This is a genomic window from Citrobacter sp. MGH110, from assembly GCF_001037515.1.
In the GTDB taxonomy this organism is placed as follows: Bacteria; Pseudomonadota; Gammaproteobacteria; order Enterobacterales; family Enterobacteriaceae; genus Citrobacter; species Citrobacter portucalensis.
Window position 1 is genome coordinate 1 of record NZ_KQ089830.1, and the last position, 22,163, is coordinate 22,163.

Sequence of the window (22,163 nt, forward strand, 5' to 3'; positions counted from 1 at the left end):
GTGTTGATAAACAGAATTTGCCTGGCGGCTGTAGCGCGGTGGTCCCACCTGACCCCATGCCGAACTCAGAAGTGAAACGCCGTAGCGCCGATGGTAGTGTGGGGTCTCCCCATGCGAGAGTAGGGAACTGCCAGGCATTAATTTAGTGAAGAAGCCCATCCTGACGGATGGGCTTTTTTGCGTCTGTGCGGGATGAAAACCGCCGGATGCGGCGTGCCGCCTTATCCGGCCTACAGGGGCCGGGCTGAACGTATTTTGTAGGCCTGATAAGCGCAGCGCATCAGGCAACGCGGCGGTACATTGCCGGATGCGGCGTACCGCCTTATCCGGCCTACAGGGGCTGGGCTGAACGTATTTTGTAGGCCTGACAAGCGCAGCGCATCAGGCAACACGGTGGTACATTGCCGGATGCGGCGTAACAGCCTTAATCGACCAGCAAAATCACACTGTCTCGATCTACTACACGGATCTCTCCCTCGAACATATCTGAATCCTTTCTCTGCTAATTAAAATCGTGATCTTTACCGCACAATAAGATATAACAATTATATAACATTCTATTTACTAAAAAACACACAACCATCATTGATAAATTCACGCGATCGTTGGCAGGGGTACAATTCTAATGGCTGATAGTAGTGTAACTGAGAACGGGGCGCTGGCAGACGGCGATACCCGTCGTCGTATATGGGCGATTGTCGGAGCATCATCAGGGAATCTGGTCGAATGGTTTGATTTCTATATCTATTCATTCTGCTCTCTTTATTTTGCTCATATCTTTTTTCCATCAGGAAATACCACCACACAACTCTTACAAACCGCTGGCGTTTTTGCCGCTGGCTTCTTGATGCGACCAATTGGAGGCTGGCTGTTTGGCCGTATCGCGGATAAGCACGGGCGTAAAAAGTCCATGTTGCTGTCCGTTTGTATGATGTGCATGGGATCGTTGGTGATCGCTTGTCTACCGGGATATGAAACTATCGGTACCTGGGCCCCAGCGCTATTACTGCTGGCAAGGCTATTCCAGGGGTTATCTGTCGGTGGTGAATACGGAACCAGCGCGACCTATATGAGTGAAGTCGCCGTTGAAGGTAAGAAAGGTTTTTATGCTTCATTCCAGTACGTAACGTTAATCGGCGGACAGTTACTGGCATTACTGGTTGTGGTCATATTACAGCACACGTTAGAAGACTCTGCGCTCAGAGAGTGGGGTTGGCGTATTCCATTTGCGTTGGGCGCCGTGCTGGCTATTGTTGCGCTATGGCTGCGTCGCCAACTGGATGAAACCTCGAAACAGGATGTTCGCGCGCTGAAAGAAGCGGGTTCCCTGAAAGGTCTGTGGCGTAATCGCAAAGCTTTTGTCATGGTGCTTGGTTTTACCGCCGCGGGTTCGTTGTGTTTTTACACGTTCACAACCTATATGCAGAAGTACCTGGTTAACACAGCCGGTATGCATGCCAACGTAGCCAGCGGGATTATGACGGCGGCACTGTGTGTGTTCATGCTGGTACAACCGTTGTTTGGCGCCTTGTCTGATAAAATTGGCCGACGTACTTCAATGCTGTGTTTTGGCGCGTTGGCCGCGATTTTCACCGTTCCCATTCTGACAGCATTGCAAAGCGTAACATCCCCGTATATGGCGTTTGCTCTGGTGATGTGTGCTCTGTTAATCGTCAGTTTCTATACGTCAATTAGCGGTATTCTGAAGGCCGAAATGTTCCCGGCACAGGTGCGCGCTCTGGGGGTCGGCTTATCTTATGCGGTGGCCAATGCGCTGTTTGGCGGTTCAGCCGAATATGTCGCGTTGTCCCTGAAGTCTGTCGGTATGGAAACGACATTCTTCTGGTACGTCACTGCGCTGGCAGTAGTTGCGTTTTTAGTATCGCTAATGCTGCATGGGAAAGGGAAAGGTCTGCGCCTCTAGTAATGTGCCAGTTGCCAGACCGCATAGCCGGTAGATGCGCCTGCAACATCCCAGGCGAAGTCCTTCCAGCTCCAGCCGCTCCCTGCGGGACGGCTGTCCCATAGCTCTTTTGACGCACCTAGGCTGACTGAGAACATCAGGCCGATAGCCGCACTGCGATCGCGGCTGTTGCCCTGATGTTGGGCATATTCATTGCCGGCTGCGGCAAGCATGGCGGAGGCGATGAAGTGTTGAGCTTTGTCTTGCCCGCTCCACTGGTCGTTAGCCATATGGCTGCAGCCCGAAATGGCAAGGATACTGGTAAGAATGAACAGGCGCACCGTTACCTCCATATGAAAAACCCCGTCACTGGACGGGGTCTTGATTACAGAATACGGCTAATTAATCTGTCGATACGAATACGGCGTAGTCGACGGATGAGCTTACGCACTTTGACCGGATAGTCAGCAATGCTTTGCAGGTCGCGATAGTGCTTAACGACGGTAGTATGCGTACGGATAAGCTCCAGCTCTTTATCGCGCTGAGGGGTGAGCTCTTGCTTAGGATCGTGGATAAGGATGGCGTTTTCCAGATCCAGACGCCAGGCGCGAGGGTTAAGGTTGTTGCCGGTGAGCAGCATCCATTTATCATCAACCCACATACCTTTCAGATGATAGGTATTGTCATCATCTTTCCATAAGCGCACGACCAACTGGTCGGTATTCACGTAATACTGCAATCTGCTCAAGAAACGGCGCAGATTTATTTCATACAGATAAGGCAGCGCACCGATGATCTTGAATGGCTCATCTTCCGGGATGAAAAAGTCGTTGGCGGTTTTATCACCGACAATGATTTCAACCTTTTTCCCTTCACGCAGCAGTTGAATGATATTGCGCACCAGTATGGCGGGAAGGTTGAAATAAGGGGTACAGATTGTAAGCTTGTGCTCCGCGCAGGGCATAAGATGGAAAATGGTCTTATTTAACAGACTGGATTTCCCAAGGCCCACCAGAGGCGTAACCGAAAGCTGTTCGTTATCAGCATCACCCTGAAAATGGAATGACGCATCGCGCAGTTCCTGACGGTACAGGCGGATGTCGTTTTTAATTTCTGGGCTTTTAGGGCGGTTGATATCATCAAGACGGTTAACGCCGCGACCGTTCATCAGGTTTTGCGTCACCCAATCGAACATGATATCGGCCATTTGCGCGTTGCGAATCAACTGATAACGGTCATAGCGATATTTGTCATGCTGATGCAGGTAAACATCGTTCAGACTGGCCCCGCTGTACAGGACGCTGTCATCAATGATAAAGCCTTTGAAATGCAGGACGCCAAGCGCTTCGCGGGTGTTAATCGGAACGCCATAGACAGGAATATCGATACCAGGGTTTTCTTGCGCCATTCGGCAATACCAGTCAGCATTGGTATTGGATGCCGCAGCACCAATACGACCGCGCTGGGCTCGGTGCCAGTCGACAAGCACCCGGACATCCAGTTCAGGACGCTGCCGTTTTGCCGCATAGAGAGCGTCAAGTATGCCTTTACCACCGTCATCCTGTTCCAGGTACAGCGCAATAATGCAGATCCGTCGCGTCGCGCTGGCTATTTTTTCCAGCAGAGTCTCCCTGAAATTAGCGGGAGCATAAAAGAAATCTACATCATCAACTGACTGAGAAATCTTGGGTAGTTGGGCAAGGTGTTGTTGATGTTTATTACGCTTAAATTTTGACAACATCACAGTGCATTTCTTCTCTGTTCATTGAAGGGTCCTCTGTGCTATGCAGACGACATAAGCGGGCAATGATACCACCAGTACCCATTAATGTGGTCAACATTTCCAGTACCTTACTCACGATTCCTCACATTGGGCCAGATTAAGCGTTAGCCCAACAATTCCCTCTTCGAGCTGGACGTCAACAACAAACCCGAGTTTTCGGGCCAGGGCGACCATCCCACGATTGTTCGGCATCGTAATACCATTCAAACGTATAAGTCCGTGATCTCGAGTATAGGCAATTAATTTTTCCATCAATCGGCGACCCAGTCCAAGCCCTTTGAGATCGGAACGAACCAGTACGGCAAACTCAGCGTCTACGTTATCAGGATCCGAGATTGCTCGCGTTACGCCGAGGATCTCTTCGTGATTATCTTTACAACGCACCGCAACAAAGGCCATTTCCCGATCGTAGTCGATCTGCGTCATATTAGCTAAATCTTCGTGGGTAAATTCGTTGATCTCACTGAAATAGCGATAATAAAGATCTTCTTTTGTCACCTGAGAAATGAACTGCTGAAGATGAGGTTCATCCTCCGGCAAAATGGGGCGGAACAGACAGCGCTCGCCGTTCTTCAACTCCACCCACTCTTCAAGCTGATGAGGGTAGGGACGTACAGCCAGTCTGCTTTCGTTATCTCCCGTGAAAGGGGCAATATCCAGCGTAACGTCCAGCGCGGTAAATTCTCCGGCCGAGGCCAGCAGCGGATGAATATCCAGACGCTGAATTTCCGGGCAATCGACGATCAGGTTGGAGACCTGCACCAGAAGTTGGCTCAACCCGGCGATATCCAAAGGGCGCAGTGCGCTGCGCGCGCGGATCTTTTTATTTTTGATCCCCTGGATCACCAGATAACGCGCCAGATTCATGTTCAATGGCGGCAATGCCACCACGGCTTGCTCTTCCGGTCGCCACTCAACACCACCTTCACCCAGCATAATCAACGGGCCAAATACCGGGTCGTGTTCAACGACGACTCGAAGCTCCTGAGCGCCGGCGCGATTCGCCATACTTTGCACTAATAAGCCGTGAATGCGTGCCTGCGGCCAGGCCATTTTTACCCGATCGAAAATTGCATTGGCGGCCTGTTGCACTTCAGTGGCTGTACGCAGGTAGAGCATCACCCCCTGAACTTCTGATTTATGCGGAATATCAGGAGAACGCAGCTTGAGCGCCACCGGGTAGCCGATTTGCTCCGCGATGTGTACGGCTTCCGCGCTGTCGCTGGCGATCCACGTTGGCAGCGTGTGTAAGCCATAAGCCTGTAAAATCGGCTGCACTTCATGGGTATCAAGCGATGTCGCTCCTTCAGCAATCGCTCGCTGTAACAGATTATGCGCTTCGGCGGTGTTGGAGGTCAGGCTGTCAGGCAGCGCTGGCGTTTCCCGCAGCTGCTTCTGGTTTCGCCGATACTCCACCATATGCATAAATGCGGTGATGGTACCTTCCGGCGTGCGGTAGGTGGGCAGTCCGGCTTCGCTAAACAGTCTGCGGGCTTCCTGAGAGGAAAACTCTCCGCACCAGTTGGTCAGCAACGAGACGAATTTTCCTCGGGGGTGATGCTTTACCGCTTCAATCAATGCCAGTGCGCTTTCGGTTCCGGGAGCGGCTGCGCTGGGTGAATGAATCACCATCAGCGCGTCGAAATCCTGGCTGGCGAGCAAAATATCCAGCGTCTTAACGTAGTGTTCGCTGCTGGCGTCATCACGCAGATCCAGCGGGTTGGCGATATCAACATGTTCAGGCAATGCATCGCGTAATTTCTGGCAGGTGTCTTCATTCAACATCGCCAACTTGCCATTTTTTGACCACAGTTCATCTAATGCCAGTGCGGCAGGCGCGGCCCCATTGCTGATGATCATCAGCCTGTCGCCACGTAGTGGACGCATGTGGCTCAGGGTTTCGACCGCCGAAAACAGCTCGTGAGTGTCTTGCACGCGTAATAAACCGGCACGCTGAATAGCGGCATCCCACGCAGGGTCCATCCCGGCGCTGGTATGCAGTAAACGCTGCGCCGCTGGACTACGACCGCTCTTAATCACCAAAATAGGTTTATTGCGCGAGGCGCTGCGGGCGGCGGAAACAAAGCGTCGGGCATCACTTAAATGCTCGAGATACAGCAATATCGCGCTGGTTTTGCTGTCGCGCGCCAGGTAATCCAGCAGCTCATCAACGTCGATATCCAGGCTATCACCCAGCGCGATAAAGTAAGAAAAGCCCATTTCTCTCTGCTGTGCCCAGTCGAGTATGGTGTTGGATACGGCAGCGGATTGAGAGATAAAAGCCAGCTTGCCGCGCTTAATCGGGACGGGGGAAAAGCTGGCGTTAAGCCCTTGCCAGGGCGCGAGAAGTCCCAGGCTGTTGGGGCCCAGCAAACGTATGTTGTAGCGTGATGCGCAGGCCAGCAGCTCTGCGTGCTGCGCCGCGGGAGCTGAGAGAATAATGCAGGTTTTACAGCCTTTCTCGCCAAGCGCTTCGAGTAACGCCAGGTTACGGCTGGCATTGGTGCACAACACGGCGAGATCCGGGCTAAAGGGCAGGCTGTTGATATTGGGCCATGCCAGTACGCCCAGCACCGCTTTCCATGCGGGCGTCACCGGTAAAACAGGTCCATTGAAACCGCCGGCAAGCAGGTTACGCATCATCAGGTAACCCGCGCGATTAGGCTTCATTGACGCCCCAATCACCGCAATGGATTTCGGTCGCAGTAGTGCTTCCAGACCACGCTGACTCATATCGGCTTCCTTAATGACACCAGTGACCGAATGATTTTAAACGTTTTCTGATGAATCTGCTGTGACGCTTCCCTGATGTTGAGTTTTTCCTGCCAGGTAGCGGGTTTTAAAGCGAGTGAAATGATCGCTTAACCCTTCTGCGGCTTGCGTATCTCCCGCCAGATCCAACAAGGCGATGGCCACTTCGGCAGTGCAATATTGCCCTTCAGCGTGAACGCCACGCAGGTGGTAAGCAGAAAGGCGTGATAAATCAACGGAGATCACCGGTAGGTTATCGAGGTACGGGCTTTTGCGGAACATTTTACGCGCCTCAGGCCAGGTACCGTCGAGCATGATAAACAATGGTGGCTTACCGGCTGGTGGCGTGAAAATCACTTCACGCTCTTCACCCGCATAGGAGGCCGGGAATACAACCATCGGCTGGTAATCCGGATTTTTCACCAGTTCCAGCAGCGCCTGCGGCGGCTCGGTGCGTGACCACTGAAAAGCCGTGGTATCGGGCAGAATATCAGCAATCAAACGCCCCGTGTTGCTGGGCTTCATCGGCTCGGTATCAAACATCACCAGACAAAAGCGACTTTTTGCCGCAGAGGGTGCCAGCGTTGCGCACAAGCAGAGTTTCTGCGGCAGCAGGCAGCGCTGACAGCGGCGAACGCGATTACCTCGGGCAAGGAAAGGACGCGTGGCGCGCGCGAGGCGCTCAGCGCGTAACTGAAGAACAGCGTTATCGGTCATGGGGAAACACGTTGAAAAACGCTATTGTCGCAGAGGTGAAAACGGGGCACAAGATGCGCCCCGTAGAGATTATAATGATTCGTTAAGCCAGCTATCAAATGGGGCTTTTGGTACAGCGCCGTTAAGCATGTCGACGATTTCCCCTTTTTTGAAAATCATAATGGTCGGAATGCTGCGGATACCGAAACGGGCGCTGAGTTCACGCTCGGCTTCCGTATTCACTTTAACAAAACGCACTTTACCGCTACGCTCTTCCGCGACATCTTCAAAAATCGGGGCGAAGTTACGACATGGACCACACCAGGGGGCCCAAAAGTCAACGACCACCGGGAGATCGTCTTTTAACAGTTTATCCAGTGTCTCACCGGTCGCATTGATCACCTCCCCATCAAACAGGTCGTGACCACAGCGTCCGCATTTAGCCGCTTCCTGGACACGATCGTCGGGGATGCGGTTGATAGCCTGGCAGCTGGTACAAACGGTATTCATAACTAACCTCTGGATGAGTGGAGTGGACTTCACGGCAGGAACGCCAGTATGTTTCTATTATGTTACATATTATCGGGGAGTCTGTTCTAAACAACAATGCGTTTTATTCAATGAGTACAATAGTCCTTAGCTTTTAAATGAAATAATGGCTAACGACGTGCACATCGGGTAATCTGCGCGCTTCGCGCAGAGCAGGTGGAGAAAAACATGAGCGACGAACTGAAGAACAAAAACGGCAAGGTCAAAGTGATGTACGTCCGCAGTGACGATGACTCGGATAAACGCACCCAAAATCCACGTACCGGAAAAGGCGGCGGTCGCCCCGGTACTTCCCGAGCCGAAGGCGGTCGTCGCCCTGCCCGTGATGACCGAAAGGGTCCGAACAGCGAACGCGGTCGTGAACGTGGTCGTGACCGCGATGTAGAACGTGACCGCAGACGTGAAGATTCACCGTGGCGTACCGTGTCCCGCGCACCGAATGATGACGCAGCGGATAAAGCCGATCACGGCGGTATTAGCGGTAAGAGCTTTATCGATCCTGAAGTATTACGCCGTCAGCGTGCGGAAGAAACCCGCGTTTACGGTGAGAATGCCTGTCAGGCTCTGTTCCAGAGTCGTCCGGACGCCATCGTCCGCGCCTGGTTTGTTCAGAGCGTAACCCCGCGCTTTAAAGAAGCATTACGCTGGATGGCGGCAAACCGCAAAGCCTATCACGTGGTTGACGAAGCCGAGCTGGCGAAAGCCTCTGGCACTGAACACCATGGTGGCGTCTGTTTCCTGATCAAAAAACGTAACGGTACTACCGTTAAGCAGTGGGTCGGTCAGGCAGGGGCGCAGGATTGCGTGCTGGCACTGGAAGATATCGCTAACCCGCATAACCTGGGCGGCATGATGCGTAGCTGCGCGCACTTCGGTGTGAAAGGCGTAGTGGTTCAGGATGCGGCGCTGCTGGAATCAGGTGCGGCCATCCGTACCGCTGAAGGCGGAGCTGAGCACGTTCAGCCGATTACCGGCGACAGCATTGTTGATGTGCTGGACGACTTCCGCCAGGCGGGTTACACGGTTGTGATGACCTCAAGCGCGAAAGGCAAACCGCTGTTTACTACCACGCTGCCGGAAAAAATGGTGCTGGTATTAGGGCGTGAGCGTGAAGCTCTGCCAGAAGCAGCATGCTCAGCCGACGATCTGTGCGTTGCAATTGACGGCACTGGCAAGGTAGAAACGCTCAACGTTTCTGTGGCAACAGGCGTGCTGCTCGCGGAGTGGTGGCGTCAGAACAAAGCCTGATAATAAAAATGCCAGCGAATCGCTGGCATTTTTTTACTCGCTTTCTGCGGGTAATACCGGCATCCAGTCAATTGGCTTTTCACCTCGTTGTTCCAGCCATTCATTCGCCAGTACAAAGTGATTGCAGCCAAAGAAACCGCGATGCGCAGAGAGCGGTGATGGGTGGGGCGCTTTCAACACATGGTGACGCTGCGTATCAATAATCGCGCCTTTCTTCTGTGCGTGAGAACCCCAGAGCAGGAAAACCACACCTTCCCGATGTTGGTTAATCAGACTGATGACTTTATCGGTAAATGTTTCCCACCCAAGGCTGGCGTGAGAATGTGCCTGGCCGGCGCGGACGGTGAGTACGGTGTTGAGTAACAGTACCCCCTGGCGTGCCCAGCTTTCCAGATATCCGTGCGTTGGGCGCGTGAAGCTTGGAATCGTTGCCTCCAGCTCTTTGTACATATTCAGCAACGAGGGTGGAGTGGCAATGCCGGGGCGAACAGAGAACGCGAGACCGTGTGCCTGGCCTGGACCGTGGTAAGGATCCTGACCCAGGATGACGACTTTCACGTCACCAACCTCGGTAAAGCGAAAAGCGTTAAACACATCTTTTTGCGGCGGATAAATTGTCATTCCCGATTGACGCTCGCCGGCAACAGTATGCAGCGTGTTAACAAAATAAGGCTGCTGTTTCTCTTCAGCCAGCACATCGTGCCAGGTTAATTCGGTGGCCATCTCGCTCTCCTGCGAATTTTCAATCCCCCTAGCTTAACTGCTTCTTTCGACGTCGCAAAATTCTGTACGTTACTCAATGGTCTACCCCTTAAAGATAGTTGAAAATTTATGTAAAAAGTTTAGCTGCGCACATGGCGTAAGTTGATGTAAAACAATAAAATCCACCTATCACCACTTTCCGTGTGTGGTTTTTGTTGATTTAAATCAAAGATTCAAGGGTGTGTGAGGGGTATATATACACTCAAGCAACAATGGTTTTACCAATTGGCCGGATGACGGCCAACCGAGATCAAATAATTTTGCCGGGGAGGCATCAAATGATTACAGGTATCCAGATTACTAAAGCTGCAAACGACGACCTGCTGAACTCTTTCTGGCTGCTGGACAGCGAAAAAGGCGAAGCACGCTGCATCGTTGCGAAAGCAGGTTTCAATGCTGATGAAGTCGTTGCAGTCAGCAAACTGGGCGAAATCGAATACCGTGAAGTACCGGTAGACGTACAGCCGGAAGTCCGCGTGGAAGGTGGTCAGCACCTGAACGTGAACGTTCTGCGTCGCGAAACGCTGGAAGATGCAGTTAAGCATCCGGAAAAATATCCGCAGCTGACCATCCGTGTTTCTGGTTATGCAGTGCGTTTCAACTCTCTGACCCCAGAACAGCAGCGCGACGTTATTGCTCGTACCTTTACTGAGAGCCTGTAAGGCTCACGGGGAATAACCCCGTTTAGTAGAGAATCAAAAAGCGGAAGATGCCAGTGCGTCTTCCGCTTTTTTGCATCTGTTAGTAAAAGATCCTCACCGCGCAATACACCAACAGCAGCGCCAGAATGATATTCAACTGTCGACCGTAACGGTGAAAAACGCGCTGAAAAAGATGGCCCGCCAGCGCCCAGCAGGCATTCCCGAAGGTGCCGATCAGCGCTAACAGAATACTCACCCCAATCAGCCAGTGGGCGTCCTGAGTGTACGGTAATACGAACGTGGATAACGCGGTAATGCCGTACAAAATGATTTTCACGTTAACAAACTGCAAGCCAAAACTTGCCCAGAAGCTAATCGGCTCTGACTGCAATCTATCGTTCGAGGTCGGGCTGGTGGCGATCTTCAGCGCCAGCCACAGGATATAAGCGGCCCCAGCCCAACTAAGCCAATGGATGATGGCTGGATCCATGACCGCCAGTGAAAATGAAATCCCGGCGCACATCATCATGACGATTAAAAAGCCCAGACTCATTCCGGCCAGTACGCGTGTACTCTGACGAAAACCGTGTGACGTCGCGGCGCTGAGCGCAAGGATGTTGTTTGGTCCGGGGGTTAGCGCGGTAATCAATGTATAGGTCCAGAATGCACTTAAAAGCGTGGGGGTCACTTGTTATCTCCTCTGTTTTGGTAGACAGTACCCGAGGCAAAACATTAAAAAAAATGAATGTTTTTGCATTCTGAGTTCGATATTTTCGATGGGTTGGTGCGGATGGATTTACGTCGGTTTATTACGCTAAAAACGGTGGTGGAAGAGGGTTCATTTCTGCGGGCATCACAAAAACTGTGCTGTACGCAATCAACGGTTACCTTTCATATTCAACAGCTTGAGCAAGAGCTTTCGGTGCAGTTGTTTGAAAAAATTGGTCGCCGGATGTGTCTCACCAGTGAGGGAAAACGGCTGATGCCGCATATCCATGACCTGACGCGCGTGATGGCATCGATTCGACAGTCGGCACATCAGGATGCGCAGCCGAGCGGCGATCTACGTGTCGCAACAGGTGAAACGCTGCTGGCGTATAAAATGCCGCAGGTTTTACAGCGATTTAAACAACGTGCGCCCCATGTGCGGCTGTCTTTACAGTCGCTGAATTGTTATGTCATTCGCGATGCATTGCTCAGTGATGATGTTGATCTGGGGGTCTTTTATCGGGTGGGTAATGACGATGCCCTGGAGTTGATGCCGCTTGGCGATCAGTCACTGGCATTAGTTGCTTCGCCACTGCTTCAGCACGTTGATTTTACTCAGCATAACCAGCACATTCCCTGCAGTTTTATCATTAATGAGCCGCAATGTATTTTCAGACAACGCTTCGAGGGGCTACTGCGTAAACGACAGATTACGCTGGAAAATACCATTGAGTTATGGAGCATTGAAAGTATTAAGCAGTGCGTATCGGCAAATCTTGGGATCAGCTTTTTGCCGCATTTTGCCGTCGAGAAGGAGTTACGTTCAGGGGAGTTGATTGAATTACCGTTCAGTGAACAACCTGAGTTAATTACGGCATTGTGTGGTTATCATGCCGGAAAAGTCGTTAGCCCGGCGATGCGGGTGTTTCTTGAGTGCATTGAAGAGAGTTTTGCATCACGTGAAAAAATGCCGGGCTAAATGGCCCGGCATTCGGTTTACTCTTTGTCGGACTGCTGGGTAGCAGCGCCGCTCGGCTTACGACGTTTGCCGATATTTTTGGCGTCGCGGTGACGTTTTTTCACCCGCGGCTTCTCTTTCTCTTTCGCCTTTTTCTCAGCGCGCTTCGCCAGCACTTTCTTGGATGGCTTACCGTTAGATTTCTCACTTGGCGCGCGCGTGGTTGGACGCAGTTCGTCAATGACGCGAGCTTTCAACGGTTCGTCAATATAGCGGCTCGCTTTGCCGAGCAGCAGGTGGTCGTGCGCTTCAACCAAAGAGATCGCAGTGCCTTTACGGCCAGCACGACCGGTACGGCCAATACGGTGCAAATAGGCATCGCCACTGCGCGGCATGTCGAAGTTAAACACGTGGCTGACGTCAGGAATATCGATCCCGCGAGCGGCGACGTCGGTTGCTACCAGCACGTTCACACGACCATCGGTCAGGCGTTTGATCGCTTCGTTACGTTTGTTCTGCACCATCTCGCCTTCGAGATAGCAGTTATTAATGCCTGCCTGGCGCAGCCAGCCTGCCAGTTCGTGCACACGCTCACGTTTGCGTACGAAGACAATCGAGCGAGTCGCTTCCGGCTGTTTTAACAGGTGGATCAGCATGGCAGTTTTGTGCTCGATGTCATCGGCACGGTAGTAAAACTGATGGATCTTCTTGCGTTCACGGGTGGACGGATCCGCTGAGACTTCGACCGGGTCTTCCAACAGACGCTCGGCAAAATCTTTAATCGCATCGCCTTCCAGCGTGGCGGAAAACAGCATGGTTTGCTTACGCCAGCGTGTTTCACCGGCGATATGCTCGATGTCCTGGGCAAAGCCCATGTCCAGCATACGGTCTGCTTCATCGAGAATTAGCGTTTCAACCGCATGGCAGTCGAAGTTTTCTTCTTTAATGTATTGCAGCAGACGACCCGTGGTGGCGACCACGATGTCCTGGTTTTCGCTAAAGACTTCCATGTGGTTCATGTAAGCCACGCCGCCGGTAATCGTAGCGATATCCAGATGCGTATTCTTCGCCAGTTCACGAGCGTGTTCGGCAACCTGCATCGCCAGTTCGCGCGTTGGCGTCAGGATTAAAATGCGCGGCGGACCAGATTTCTTGCGCGGGAAGTCGAGCAGGTGCTGCAACGCTGGCAGCAAATATGCCGCCGTTTTACCGGTGCCTGTCGGCGCAGAACCGAGTACATCACGGCCATCGAGCGCAGGCGGAATGGCGGCAGCCTGAATGGCGGTCGGGCGAGTGAAACCTTTTTCCTGGAGGGCATCCAGAAGGCTTTCATCGAGTTCAAGTTCGGAAAAAGTCGTTACAGTCATGTTCTACCTCTGAGTGGGGCGCTGATTATAGACGTTACGGCTGCAATCTTCATCTGTTTGTATGGATATACCTTCTCAGGTATTGTTTTTGTCCTATGTTATCGTTTTTTTTCCAGGAAGGTTGTTCTTCATGCCCCAGTCTACATCCGTACTGAGACGTAATGGATTTACTTTTAAGCAGTTTTTTGTGGCACACGATCGCTGTGCAATGAAAGTCGGAACAGACGGCATTTTATTGGGGGCCTGGGCCCCCGTTGCGGGCGTAAAGCGGATCCTGGATATTGGTACCGGGAGTGGCCTGTTGGCGCTGATGTTGGCCCAGCGCACTGATGAAAACGTCATCATTGACGCCGTGGAGCTTGATGTCGATGCCGCGCAGCAGGCGCAGGAGAACATCGCGCAATCTCCGTGGATGCATCGCGTGAGTGTTCATACAGAAGATGCACAGCAGTGGATACCGCGTCAGACCGTGCGTTTTGATTTGATAATCAGCAACCCTCCCTATTATGAACAGGGCGTGGAATGTGCTACACCGCAGCGCGAGCAGGCGCGCTATACCACCACGCTCGATCACCAGGCGTTGCTTACGCTGGCGGCGGACAGCATTACGGAAGAAGGTTTTTTTTGTGTCGTGCTGCCGGAACAGATTGGGAACGCGTTTACCCAGCAGGCATTAAGTATGGGCTGGCATCTGCGATTACGTACGGATGTAGCAGAAACGGAAGCCCGACTACCGCATCGGGTATTGCTGGCATTCTCCCCGCAGGCCGGGGAGTGCTTTAGCGACAGGCTGGTGATTCGTGGGCCAGACCAACGTTACTCTGAAGGTTATACGGCGCTGACCCAGGCGTTTTACCTGTTTATGTGATGACTTAGCGGCGAGAGAATGGACGGGCCGGCTTCTGGAAGCTGCTCTGGGTAATCCAGCGTGTAGTGCAGGCCCCGACTCTCTTTGCGCATCATTGCGCAGCGGACAATCAGCTCGGCAACCTGCACCAGATTGCGCAGTTCCAGCAAATTGTTCGACACGCGGAAATGGGCGTAATACTCGTCGATTTCCTGTTGCAGCATGGTGATACGGCGCAGAGCGCGCTCCAGGCGCTTGGTCGTACGCACAATACCTACGTAATCCCACATAAACAGCCGCAGCTCATGCCAGTTATGCTGGATAACAACCAACTCATCCGGGTTTTCTACCCGGCTTTCATCCCAGCCCGGGAGCGTGCTAACGCCGCGAGCATAAGGCATGCGCCTGTCGATATCTTCAGCCGCGGACCAACCATAAACCAGACACTCCAGCAATGAGTTCGATGCCATCCGGTTGGCGCCATGCAGGCCGGTGTAACTCACTTCACCGATCGCATACAGCCCGTCGACATCGGTACGGCCAAAGTCATCCACCATCACACCGCCGCAGGTATAGTGCGCGGCAGGTACGATGGGAACTGGCTCTTTGGTTAAATCAATGCCCAGTCCCAGCAACTTTTCATAAATCATCGGGAAATGCTGACGAACAAATTCTTCCGGCTTATGGCTGATATCGAGGAACATGCAATCTGCACCAAGGCGCTTCATTTCATGATCAATGGCGCGGGCGACAATATCGCGGGGAGCCAGTTCGCCACGTTCGTCAAAATCGGGCATAAAGCGTGAACCGTCCGGGCGCTTCAGGTGCGCGCCTTCGCCGCGCAGCGCTTCGGTCAGCAGAAAATTGCGCGCCTGCGGATGATACAGCGCTGTCGGGTGAAACTGGTTAAACTCCAGGTTGGCGACGCGGCATCCTGCGCGCCAGGCCATTGCAATCCCGTCACCCGAGGAAATATCCGGATTGGTGGTGTATTGATACACCTTTGATGCGCCGCCGGTGGCCAACACTACCGACTTCGCATGGCAGGTTTCGACGGCTTCTTTATTACGATTCCAGATCCATGCGCCGACTACCCGACGCGTTCCCGGCAGACCGATTTTATCGGAGACAATCAGGTCGACGGCGTTGCTACGCTCAAGAACCCGGATATTGGGGTGATTTTGTGCCTGGCTGACGAGGGTGGTTTCGACTTCTTTGCCGGTAGCATCCGCAGCGTGCAGGATGCGTCGATGGCTGTGACCGCCTTCACGGGTCAGGTGATAGCTCTCTTCGCCGTTAGGCTGAACCTGTGTATCAAATAAGACGCCCTGATCGATAAGCCATTGAACGCAGGTGCGGGCATTGCTGGCGACAAATTCAACCGCATGGCGATCGCACAGCCCGGCCCCGGCAATCAGCGTATCTTCAACGTGGGAGTCGATACTGTCGGTTTCATCGAAAACCGCGGCAATACCCCCCTGGGCATAAAATGTCGAGCCTTCGCTGACCGGCCCTTTGCTCAGGACAATAACCTGATGTTTTTCAGCCAGGCGCAGCGCCAGTGAGAGTCCGGCAGCCCCGCTGCCAATGATCAGCACGTCACAGGATAATTCAGGAGTCGTATTCATGATGTTTGTTTAATTTACTAAACAGTGTTTGGTCACCATAGCACCACATTGCGCGATACTGCACGTTTTATTTTTAAATGTGTTGCAATGACTAAACATGAAGGAAAAGCATGATGAGGGCGAAATAGGCAAAAATATTTTGTGAAGCAGGCCGTTAGCATCAGATTATGTGATGAAATAAAGTGCCCGTTGGGTTACTCTGCAAGCGGTGAAATGGGCATTTCGGTACAGATAGTGCGTTGATCGGGTTATGTAGACTTATAATGAGAGATAAGACCTGTCTACAACATGACAAACAAAAAACAATGCGTAACGGAACTTTACGAAACTTGAGCACTCTAAGCATTTGCTTGCTCATAGTGAAGCTGATGGAGTGGCGTTTCGAAAGCGCGTGGAAATTTGGTTTGGGGAGACTTTACCTCGGATGAGCGAGCAGTTAACGGACCAGGTCCTGGTAGAACGGGTCCAGAAGGGAGATCAGAAAGCCTTCAACCTACTGGTAGTGCGCTATCAGCATAAGGTGGCGAGTCTGGTTTCTCGCTATGTACCGTCGGGTGATGTACCCGATGTAGTACAAGAAGCATTTATCAAAGCCTATCGTGCGCTGGACTCGTTCCGGGGAGATAGCGCTTTTTATACCTGGCTGTATCGTATTGCAGTCAATACAGCGAAGAATTACCTGGTCGCTCAGGGGCGTCGTCCACCTTCCAGTGATATTGATGCGATTGAAGCAGAAAATTACGAAAGTGGCGGAGCACTGAAAGAAATTTCGAACCCTGAGAACTTAATGTTGTCAGAAGAACTGAGACAGATAGTTTTCCGAACTATTGAGTCCCTCCCGGAAGATTTACGCATGGCAATAACCTTGCGGGAGCTGGATGGCCTGAGCTATGAAGAGATAGCCGCTATCATGGATTGTCCGGTAGGTACGGTGCGTTCACGTATCTTCCGAGCGAGGGAAGCTATTGATAATAAAGTTCAACCGCTTATCAGGCGTTGACGATAGCGGGATACTGGAAAAGGTATTAGGCATGCAGAAAGAGAAACTTTCCGCTTTAATGGATGGCGAAACGCTGGATACTGAGTTACTCAAAGAGCTAACTCACGACCCGGAAATGCAAAAAACCTGGGAGAGTTATCACCTGATTCGCGATTCCATGCGAGGTGATACCGCCGACGTTCTCCATTTCGATATTTCCGCCCGCGTAATGGCCGCCATCCAGGATGAGCCAGTACGCCAGACGGCGCCATTGATTCCTGAGGCCCAGCCAGCACCGCACCAGTGGCAGAAAATGCCATTCTGGAAGAAAATGCGTCCGTGGGCCGCGCAGCTTACCCAAATGGGTGTGGCCGCGTGCGTATCACTTGCAGTTATCGTTGGCGTCCAGCACTATAATGGGCAATCTGAAACGTCCCAGCAGCCCGAAACACCGGTATTTAATACATTACCGATGATGGGTAAAGCCAGTCCGGTTAGCTTGGGTGTACCTTCTGACGCGACGGCCAGCGGCGGTCAACAACAGCAGGTACAGGAGCAGCGTCGTCGTATTAATGCCATGTTGCAGGATTACGAATTGCAACGTCGACTGCACTCTGAACAGCTTCAGTTTGAGCAGGCCCAAACACAGCAAGCCGCTGTGCAGGTGCCAGGAATTCAAACTTTAGGAACGCAATCGCAGTAATGAAGCAACTTTGGTTTGCCATGTCACTTGTGGCTGGTAGCCTGTTCTTCTCTGTAAACGCCTCGGCCAATCCTGCGTCCGGGGCGTTGTTGCAGCAGATGAATCTGGCCAGCCAGTCGCTAACCTATGAGCTGTCATTTGTCAGCATCAATAAGCAGGGTGTTGAATCCCTACGTTATCGTCATGCCCGCCAGGATAACCGTCCACTCGCGCAACTATTACAAATGGATGGACCGCGCCGGGAAGTGGTGCAACGCGGCAACGAAATTAGCTATTTTGAGCCTGGTCTCGAACCGTTCACGCTGAACGGCGATTATATCGTTGACTCTCTGCCATCCCTGATTTACACCGATTTCAAACGCCTTGCTCCCTACTATGATTTTATCTCAGTAGGCCGCACCCGTATTGCCGATCGGCTCTGTGAAGTGATCCGCGTTGTGGCGCGTGACGGCACCCGTTACAGCTATATCGTTTGGATGGACACGGAGACCAAACTGCCAATGCGTGTCGATCTCCTCGATCGTGATGGCGAAACGCTGGAACAGTTCCGTGTGATCTCCTTTACCGTGAATAACGGTGTTAGCGACAGCATGCAGACGTTAGCAAAAGCGAATTTACCACCGTTGCTGTCGGTTCCTGCAGGCGAGAAAACCAACTTCAACTGGAGTCCGTCGTGGTTGCCACAAGGTTTCAGTGAGGTCTCAAGCAGTCGACGTCCGCTGCCGACGATGGATAACATGCCGATTGAATCACGCCTTTATTCTGATGGCCTGTTTAGTTTCTCCGTGAACGTAAACCGTGCGACGCAGAACAGCGCCGATCAACTGCTGCGTACTGGCCGCAGAACGGTCAGCACCAGCGTGCGTGATAACGCGGAAATTACGATTGTGGGCGAGCTTCCACCACAAACGGCGAAGCGTATCGCGGACAATATCAAGTTCAGGGCAGCACAATGATTAAAGAATGGGCGACGGTCGTCTCCTGGCATAATGGTCTGGCGACGGTCAGCTGCGATGTTAAAGCATCATGTAGCAGCTGTGCTTCCCGGGCCGGATGCGGGAGCCGCGTGCTGAACAAACTGGGACCACAGACCACACACACTATCGTGGTGCCCTGCGACGAACCCTTGACCCCTGGTCAAAAAGTTGAACTGGGCATTGCCGAAGGTAGCCTGTTGGGATCGGCGATGCTGGTCTACATGTCTCCGTTGGCGGGACTGTTTCTTTTCGCGGCGCTGTTCCAGGTGCTGTTTGGTTCCGATCTTGCGGCATTAAGCGGCGCAGTGCTGGGGGGCGTGGGCGGATTCCTGATTGCTCGTGGATACTCTCGTAAGCTTGCTGAGCGCGAAGCCTGGCAGCCGGTCATTCTGAACGTTGCTCTCCCACCCGATCTTATTCGCGTCGAAACCCAGCAGTGATATCTTTGCCTGATGGCGTTGCGCTTATCAGGTCTACAGCGTGCTCAGATGCAGGCGTAGGCCGGATAAGGCGTTTATGCCGCCATCCGGCAAAAGTTTCACCGACTTTGCAAGGTTGTTTCCAGTTCCCGCTATCCTTGCTCTATGAACGTTTCCTCGCCTCAGCGTTGTAGTGTAGAATGCGGCGTTTCACTTAAACAGACGTTAAGCTCAGATCAGCGACTTCTCAGAGCCTGCTCCGGCGGGCGTAAGGCACAATAATTACACTATATGAAGAACATACGTAACTTTTCAATCATAGCTCACATCGACCACGGTAAATCGACGCTGTCTGACCGTATTATCCAGATCTGCGGTGGCCTGTCTGACCGTGAAATGGAAGCGCAGGTTCTCGACTCGATGGATCTTGAGCGTGAGCGCGGTATTACTATCAAAGCGCAGAGCGTGACGCTCGATTTCAAAGCATCTGATGGTGAAACCTATCAGCTTAACTTTATCGACACCCCGGGCCACGTTGACTTCTCGTATGAAGTTTCCCGCTCGCTTGCTGCCTGTGAAGGCGCATTGCTGGTGGTTGATGCCGGACAGGGCGTAGAAGCGCAGACCCTGGCTAACTGCTATACCGCCATGGAAATGGATCTGGAGGTAGTACCGGTACTGAATAAAATTGACCTGCCAGCCGCCGATCCTGAACGCGTAGCGGAAGAGATCGAAGATATCGTCGGTATCGATGCGACAGATGCCGTTCGCTGCTCGGCGAAAACCGGCGTTGGCGTCACTGACGTTCTTGAACGTCTGGTACGCGACATTCCGCCGCCGGAAGGCGATCCGGAAGGCCCATTGCAGGCGCTGATCATCGACTCCTGGTTCGATAACTACCTTGGCGTGGTGTCACTGGTGCGTATTAAAAACGGCACCATGCGTAAAGGCGACAAAATTAAAGTAATGAGCACCGGTCAGGTCTATAACGCTGACCGTCTGGGCATCTTCACGCCAAAACAGGTTGACCGTACCGAGCTGAAATGCGGCGAGGTAGGTTGGTTGGTTTGTGCGATTAAAGACATCCTCGGCGCACCGGTTGGTGATACCCTGACACAGGCGCGTAACCCGGCAGACAAACCGCTGCCTGGCTTTAAAAAAGTGAAGCCGCAGGTTTACGCCGGTCTGTTCCCGGTGAGCTCTGACGACTACGAAAACTTCCGTGACGCGCTTGGCAAGCTGAGCCTGAACGACGCCTCCCTGTTCTACGAACCGGAAAGCTCTACCGCGCTGGGCTTCGGCTTCCGTTGTGGCTTCCTTGGTCTGCTGCACATGGAGATCATTCAGGAACGTCTGGAGCGTGAATACGATCTGGATCTGATCACCACCGCGCCGACCGTAGTCTACGAAGTCGAAACCACGGCGAAGGCGACTATCTACGTCGATAGCCCGTCCAAGCTGCCGCCGCTGAACAACATCTACGAACTGCGTGAGCCGATCGCTGAGTGTCACATGCTGCTGCCGCAGGCTTACCTTGGCAACGTCATCACCCTGTGTATCGAGAAGCGTGGCGTCCAGACCAACATGGTTTACCACGGTAACCAGGTGGCGCTGACGTATGAGATTCCAATGGCGGAAGTCGTACTCGATTTCTTCGACCGTCTGAAGTCGACCTCTCGCGGCTACGCGTCGCTGGACTATAACTTCAAACGCTTCCAGGCGTCTGACATGGTGCGTGTTGATGTCCTTATCAACAACGAACGTGTCGATGCGCTGGCGCTGATTACCCACCGCGACAACTCCCAGAGCCGTGGCCGTGAACTGGTTGAGAAGATGAAAGATCTGATCCCTCGCCAGCAGTTTGATATCGCGATCCAGGCGGCCATTGGTACGCACATCATCGCGCGTTCAACGGTTAAGCAGCTGCGTAAAAACGTTCTGGCGAAATGCTACGGTGGCGATATCAGCCGTAAGAAAAAGCTGCTGCAAAAACAGAAAGAGGGTAAAAAGCGCATGAAGCAGATCGGTAACGTCGAACTGCCGCAGGAAGCGTTCCTCGCCATTCTGCATGTCGGTAAAGACAGCAAATAATCTTAAGGAGTTGGCATGGCGAACATGTTTGCCCTGATTCTGGTGATTGCCACACTGGTGACGGGCATTTTATGGTGCGTAGATAAATTCATCTTCGCGCCAAAGCGCCGGGAGCGTCAGGCAGCAGCGCAAGCTGCTGCAGGTGATTCACTGGATAAAGCTACGCTGAAAAAAGTGGCACCTAAGCCAGGCTGGCTGGAAACCGGGGCGTCCGTTTTCCCGGTACTGGCGATTGTGCTGGTGGTGCGTTCATTTATCTATGAACCATTCCAGATCCCGTCAGGTTCGATGATGCCGACGCTGCTTATCGGTGACTTTATCCTGGTGGAGAAATTCGCCTACGGGATTAAAGATCCGATTTACCAGAAAACGTTGATCGAAACCGGTCATCCGAAACGCGGTGATATCGTGGTGTTTAAATACCCGGAAGATCCGCGTCTGGACTACATTAAACGTGCTGTCGGTTTACCGGGAGACAAAGTAACGTACGATCCAGTGGCGAAAGAGGTGACTATTCAGCCAGGATGCCGTTCCGGTCAGGCGTGTGAAAACGCGCTGCCGGTAACGTACTCTGATGTTCAGCCAAGTGATTTTGTACAGACCTTTGCTCGTCGTAACGGCGGTGAAGCGACCAGCGGCTTCTTTGAAGTTCCGCTGAACGAAACGAAAGAGAACGGTATTCGCCTTTCTGAGCGTAAAGAAACGCTGGGTGAGGTTACGCACCGCATTCTGACCGTGCCGATTGCGCAGGATCAGGTGGGGATGTATTACCGTCAACCTGGTCAGCCGTTGGCAACCTGGATCGTTCCGCCGGGACACTACTTCATGATGGGTGATAACCGTGATAACAGCGCGGACAGCCGTTACTGGGGATTTGTACCGGAAGCGAATCTGGTTGGTAAAGCGACCGCTATCTGGATGAGTTTCGATAAGCAAGAAGGTGAATGGCCGACCGGTGTGCGTTTAAGCCGTATTGGTGGCATTCACTAATCACCGATAATCGTTCACGTTGTCGTCATTACGGCGGCAGCGTGAATTATTTCTCGGATAAATTCCCGCAGACTAACGACATCCCTTGTCGTTGTGTATAGAATATTCCCCCGAAGTTTTAGGTTGGCACCGACAGGTTGCCACGGCACACGAAACAGCGTTG

Annotated in this window: 21 protein-coding genes and 1 rRNA gene; 13 read left to right on the plus strand and 9 right to left on the minus strand. The window is 52.6% G+C overall.

Annotation, left to right across the window (positions count from 1 at the left end):
- Nucleotides 1–20 precede the first annotated feature (20 nt).
- Together rrf and SK38_RS00010 are read left to right on the plus strand one after the other, a co-directional pair.
- Nucleotides 21–136: ribosomal RNA gene (rrf, locus tag SK38_RS00005) — 5S ribosomal RNA — on the plus strand.
- Between the two features lie 489 nt (nt 137–625).
- Nucleotides 626–1,924 (plus strand): MFS transporter, encoded by a 1,299-nt coding sequence (locus tag SK38_RS00010; protein WP_008785510.1) that lies wholly within the window; start codon nt 626–628, stop codon nt 1,922–1,924.
- Here SK38_RS00010 and SK38_RS00015 read toward each other — a convergent pair.
- The 5 genes from SK38_RS00015 to trxC all read right to left on the minus strand — a co-directional run bounded on the left by SK38_RS00015 (nt 1,921) and on the right by trxC (nt 7,643).
- A complete protein-coding gene (locus SK38_RS00015; protein ID WP_431732356.1) occupies nt 1,921–2,256 on the minus strand; it encodes a YfiM family lipoprotein in 336 nt (111 codons plus the stop codon). The genes SK38_RS00010 and SK38_RS00015 overlap by 4 nt on opposite strands.
- 32 nt (nt 2,257–2,288) lie before the next feature.
- Nucleotides 2,289–3,644, minus strand: a complete 1,356-nt coding sequence (gene pssA, locus SK38_RS00020; protein WP_003835350.1) for a CDP-diacylglycerol--serine O-phosphatidyltransferase — start codon at nt 3,642–3,644, stop codon at nt 2,289–2,291.
- 114 nt (nt 3,645–3,758) lie between these two features.
- The gene (locus SK38_RS00025; RefSeq protein ID WP_048234687.1) at nt 3,759–6,419 is read right to left on the minus strand and encodes a bifunctional acetate--CoA ligase family protein/GNAT family N-acetyltransferase; all 2,661 of its coding nucleotides are present in this window, start codon (nt 6,417–6,419) and stop codon (nt 3,759–3,761) included.
- A 36-nt stretch (nt 6,420–6,455) separates the two neighbouring features.
- On the minus strand, nt 6,456–7,154 hold the full coding sequence (gene tapT, locus SK38_RS00030) for a tRNA-uridine aminocarboxypropyltransferase (protein WP_048234689.1): 699 nt from the start codon (nt 7,152–7,154) through the stop codon (nt 6,456–6,458).
- 69 nt (nt 7,155–7,223) lie between these two features.
- Entirely contained in the window at nt 7,224–7,643 is a 420-nt protein-coding gene (gene trxC / locus SK38_RS00035; protein ID WP_008785506.1) for a thioredoxin TrxC, read from the minus strand.
- A gap of 207 nt (nt 7,644–7,850) precedes the next feature.
- Between trxC and SK38_RS00040 the strand changes: the two genes are divergently transcribed.
- Nucleotides 7,851–8,930 (plus strand): tRNA/rRNA methyltransferase, encoded by a 1,080-nt coding sequence (locus SK38_RS00040; RefSeq protein WP_048234691.1) that lies wholly within the window; start codon nt 7,851–7,853, stop codon nt 8,928–8,930.
- 33 nt (nt 8,931–8,963) lie between these two features.
- Here SK38_RS00040 and ung read toward each other — a convergent pair whose 3' ends face one another.
- Nucleotides 8,964–9,653, minus strand: a complete 690-nt coding sequence (ung, locus tag SK38_RS00045) for a uracil-DNA glycosylase (protein ID WP_048234693.1) — start codon at nt 9,651–9,653, stop codon at nt 8,964–8,966.
- Between the two features lie 317 nt (nt 9,654–9,970).
- On the opposite strand from ung, the gene grcA reads away from it, so the two are divergent.
- The gene (gene grcA, locus SK38_RS00050) at nt 9,971–10,354 is read left to right on the plus strand and encodes an autonomous glycyl radical cofactor GrcA (RefSeq protein ID WP_003037563.1); all 384 of its coding nucleotides are present in this window, start codon (nt 9,971–9,973) and stop codon (nt 10,352–10,354) included.
- 79 nt (nt 10,355–10,433) lie between these two features.
- On the opposite strand, the gene eamB is transcribed toward grcA, so the two are convergent.
- A complete protein-coding gene (gene eamB, locus SK38_RS00055) occupies nt 10,434–11,021 on the minus strand; it encodes a cysteine/O-acetylserine transporter (protein WP_032944265.1) in 588 nt (195 codons plus the stop codon).
- Nucleotides 11,022–11,123: 102 nt separating this feature from the next.
- On the opposite strand from eamB, the gene SK38_RS00060 reads away from it, so the two are divergent.
- On the plus strand, nt 11,124–12,020 hold the full coding sequence (locus SK38_RS00060; RefSeq protein WP_100247265.1) for a LysR family transcriptional regulator: 897 nt from the start codon (nt 11,124–11,126) through the stop codon (nt 12,018–12,020).
- Nucleotides 12,021–12,037: 17 nt separating this feature from the next.
- On the opposite strand, the gene srmB is transcribed toward SK38_RS00060, so the two are convergent.
- Nucleotides 12,038–13,366, minus strand: a complete 1,329-nt coding sequence (gene srmB / locus SK38_RS00065; protein ID WP_003835340.1) for an ATP-dependent RNA helicase SrmB — start codon at nt 13,364–13,366, stop codon at nt 12,038–12,040.
- A 130-nt stretch (nt 13,367–13,496) separates the two neighbouring features.
- On the opposite strand from srmB, the gene trmN reads away from it, so the two are divergent.
- The gene (gene trmN, locus SK38_RS00070; RefSeq protein WP_048215761.1) at nt 13,497–14,234 is read left to right on the plus strand and encodes a tRNA(1)(Val) (adenine(37)-N(6))-methyltransferase TrmN; all 738 of its coding nucleotides are present in this window, start codon (nt 13,497–13,499) and stop codon (nt 14,232–14,234) included.
- Here the strand turns inward: trmN and nadB are convergent.
- Nucleotides 14,219–15,841 (minus strand): L-aspartate oxidase, encoded by a 1,623-nt coding sequence (gene nadB, locus SK38_RS00075; protein ID WP_003037572.1) that lies wholly within the window; start codon nt 15,839–15,841, stop codon nt 14,219–14,221. The genes trmN and nadB overlap by 16 nt on opposite strands.
- A gap of 263 nt (nt 15,842–16,104) precedes the next feature.
- On the opposite strand from nadB, the gene rseD reads away from it, so the two are divergent.
- From rseD to lepB, 7 genes are all read left to right on the plus strand, one after another.
- On the plus strand, nt 16,105–16,269 hold the full coding sequence (gene rseD, locus SK38_RS24845) for a rpoE leader peptide RseD (RefSeq protein WP_122973798.1): 165 nt from the start codon (nt 16,105–16,107) through the stop codon (nt 16,267–16,269).
- Nucleotides 16,266–16,841: an RNA polymerase sigma factor RpoE gene (gene rpoE, locus SK38_RS00080; protein ID WP_003037573.1), complete on the plus strand. Its 576-nt coding sequence runs from the start codon at nt 16,266–16,268 to the stop codon at nt 16,839–16,841. The genes rseD and rpoE overlap by 4 nt, the downstream gene beginning before the upstream one ends.
- A gap of 31 nt (nt 16,842–16,872) precedes the next feature.
- Nucleotides 16,873–17,523: an anti-sigma-E factor RseA gene (gene rseA, locus SK38_RS00085; protein ID WP_008785497.1), complete on the plus strand. Its 651-nt coding sequence runs from the start codon at nt 16,873–16,875 to the stop codon at nt 17,521–17,523.
- Nucleotides 17,523–18,479, plus strand: a complete 957-nt coding sequence (gene rseB, locus SK38_RS00090; RefSeq protein WP_003835334.1) for a sigma-E factor regulatory protein RseB — start codon at nt 17,523–17,525, stop codon at nt 18,477–18,479. The genes rseA and rseB overlap by 1 nt, the downstream gene beginning before the upstream one ends.
- Nucleotides 18,476–18,940 carry a SoxR-reducing system protein RseC gene (gene rseC, locus SK38_RS00095; RefSeq protein WP_048225094.1) on the plus strand — a complete coding sequence of 155 codons (465 nt, stop codon included), beginning with the start codon at nt 18,476–18,478 and terminating at the stop codon, nt 18,938–18,940. The genes rseB and rseC overlap by 4 nt, the downstream gene beginning before the upstream one ends.
- A gap of 270 nt (nt 18,941–19,210) precedes the next feature.
- Entirely contained in the window at nt 19,211–21,010 is a 1,800-nt protein-coding gene (lepA, locus tag SK38_RS00100; RefSeq protein WP_048234695.1) for a translation elongation factor 4, read from the plus strand.
- Nucleotides 21,011–21,025: 15 nt separating this feature from the next.
- On the plus strand, nt 21,026–22,000 hold the full coding sequence (gene lepB / locus SK38_RS00105) for a signal peptidase I (RefSeq protein ID WP_003835329.1): 975 nt from the start codon (nt 21,026–21,028) through the stop codon (nt 21,998–22,000).
- The last annotated feature ends 163 nt before the right edge of the window (nt 22,001–22,163 follow it).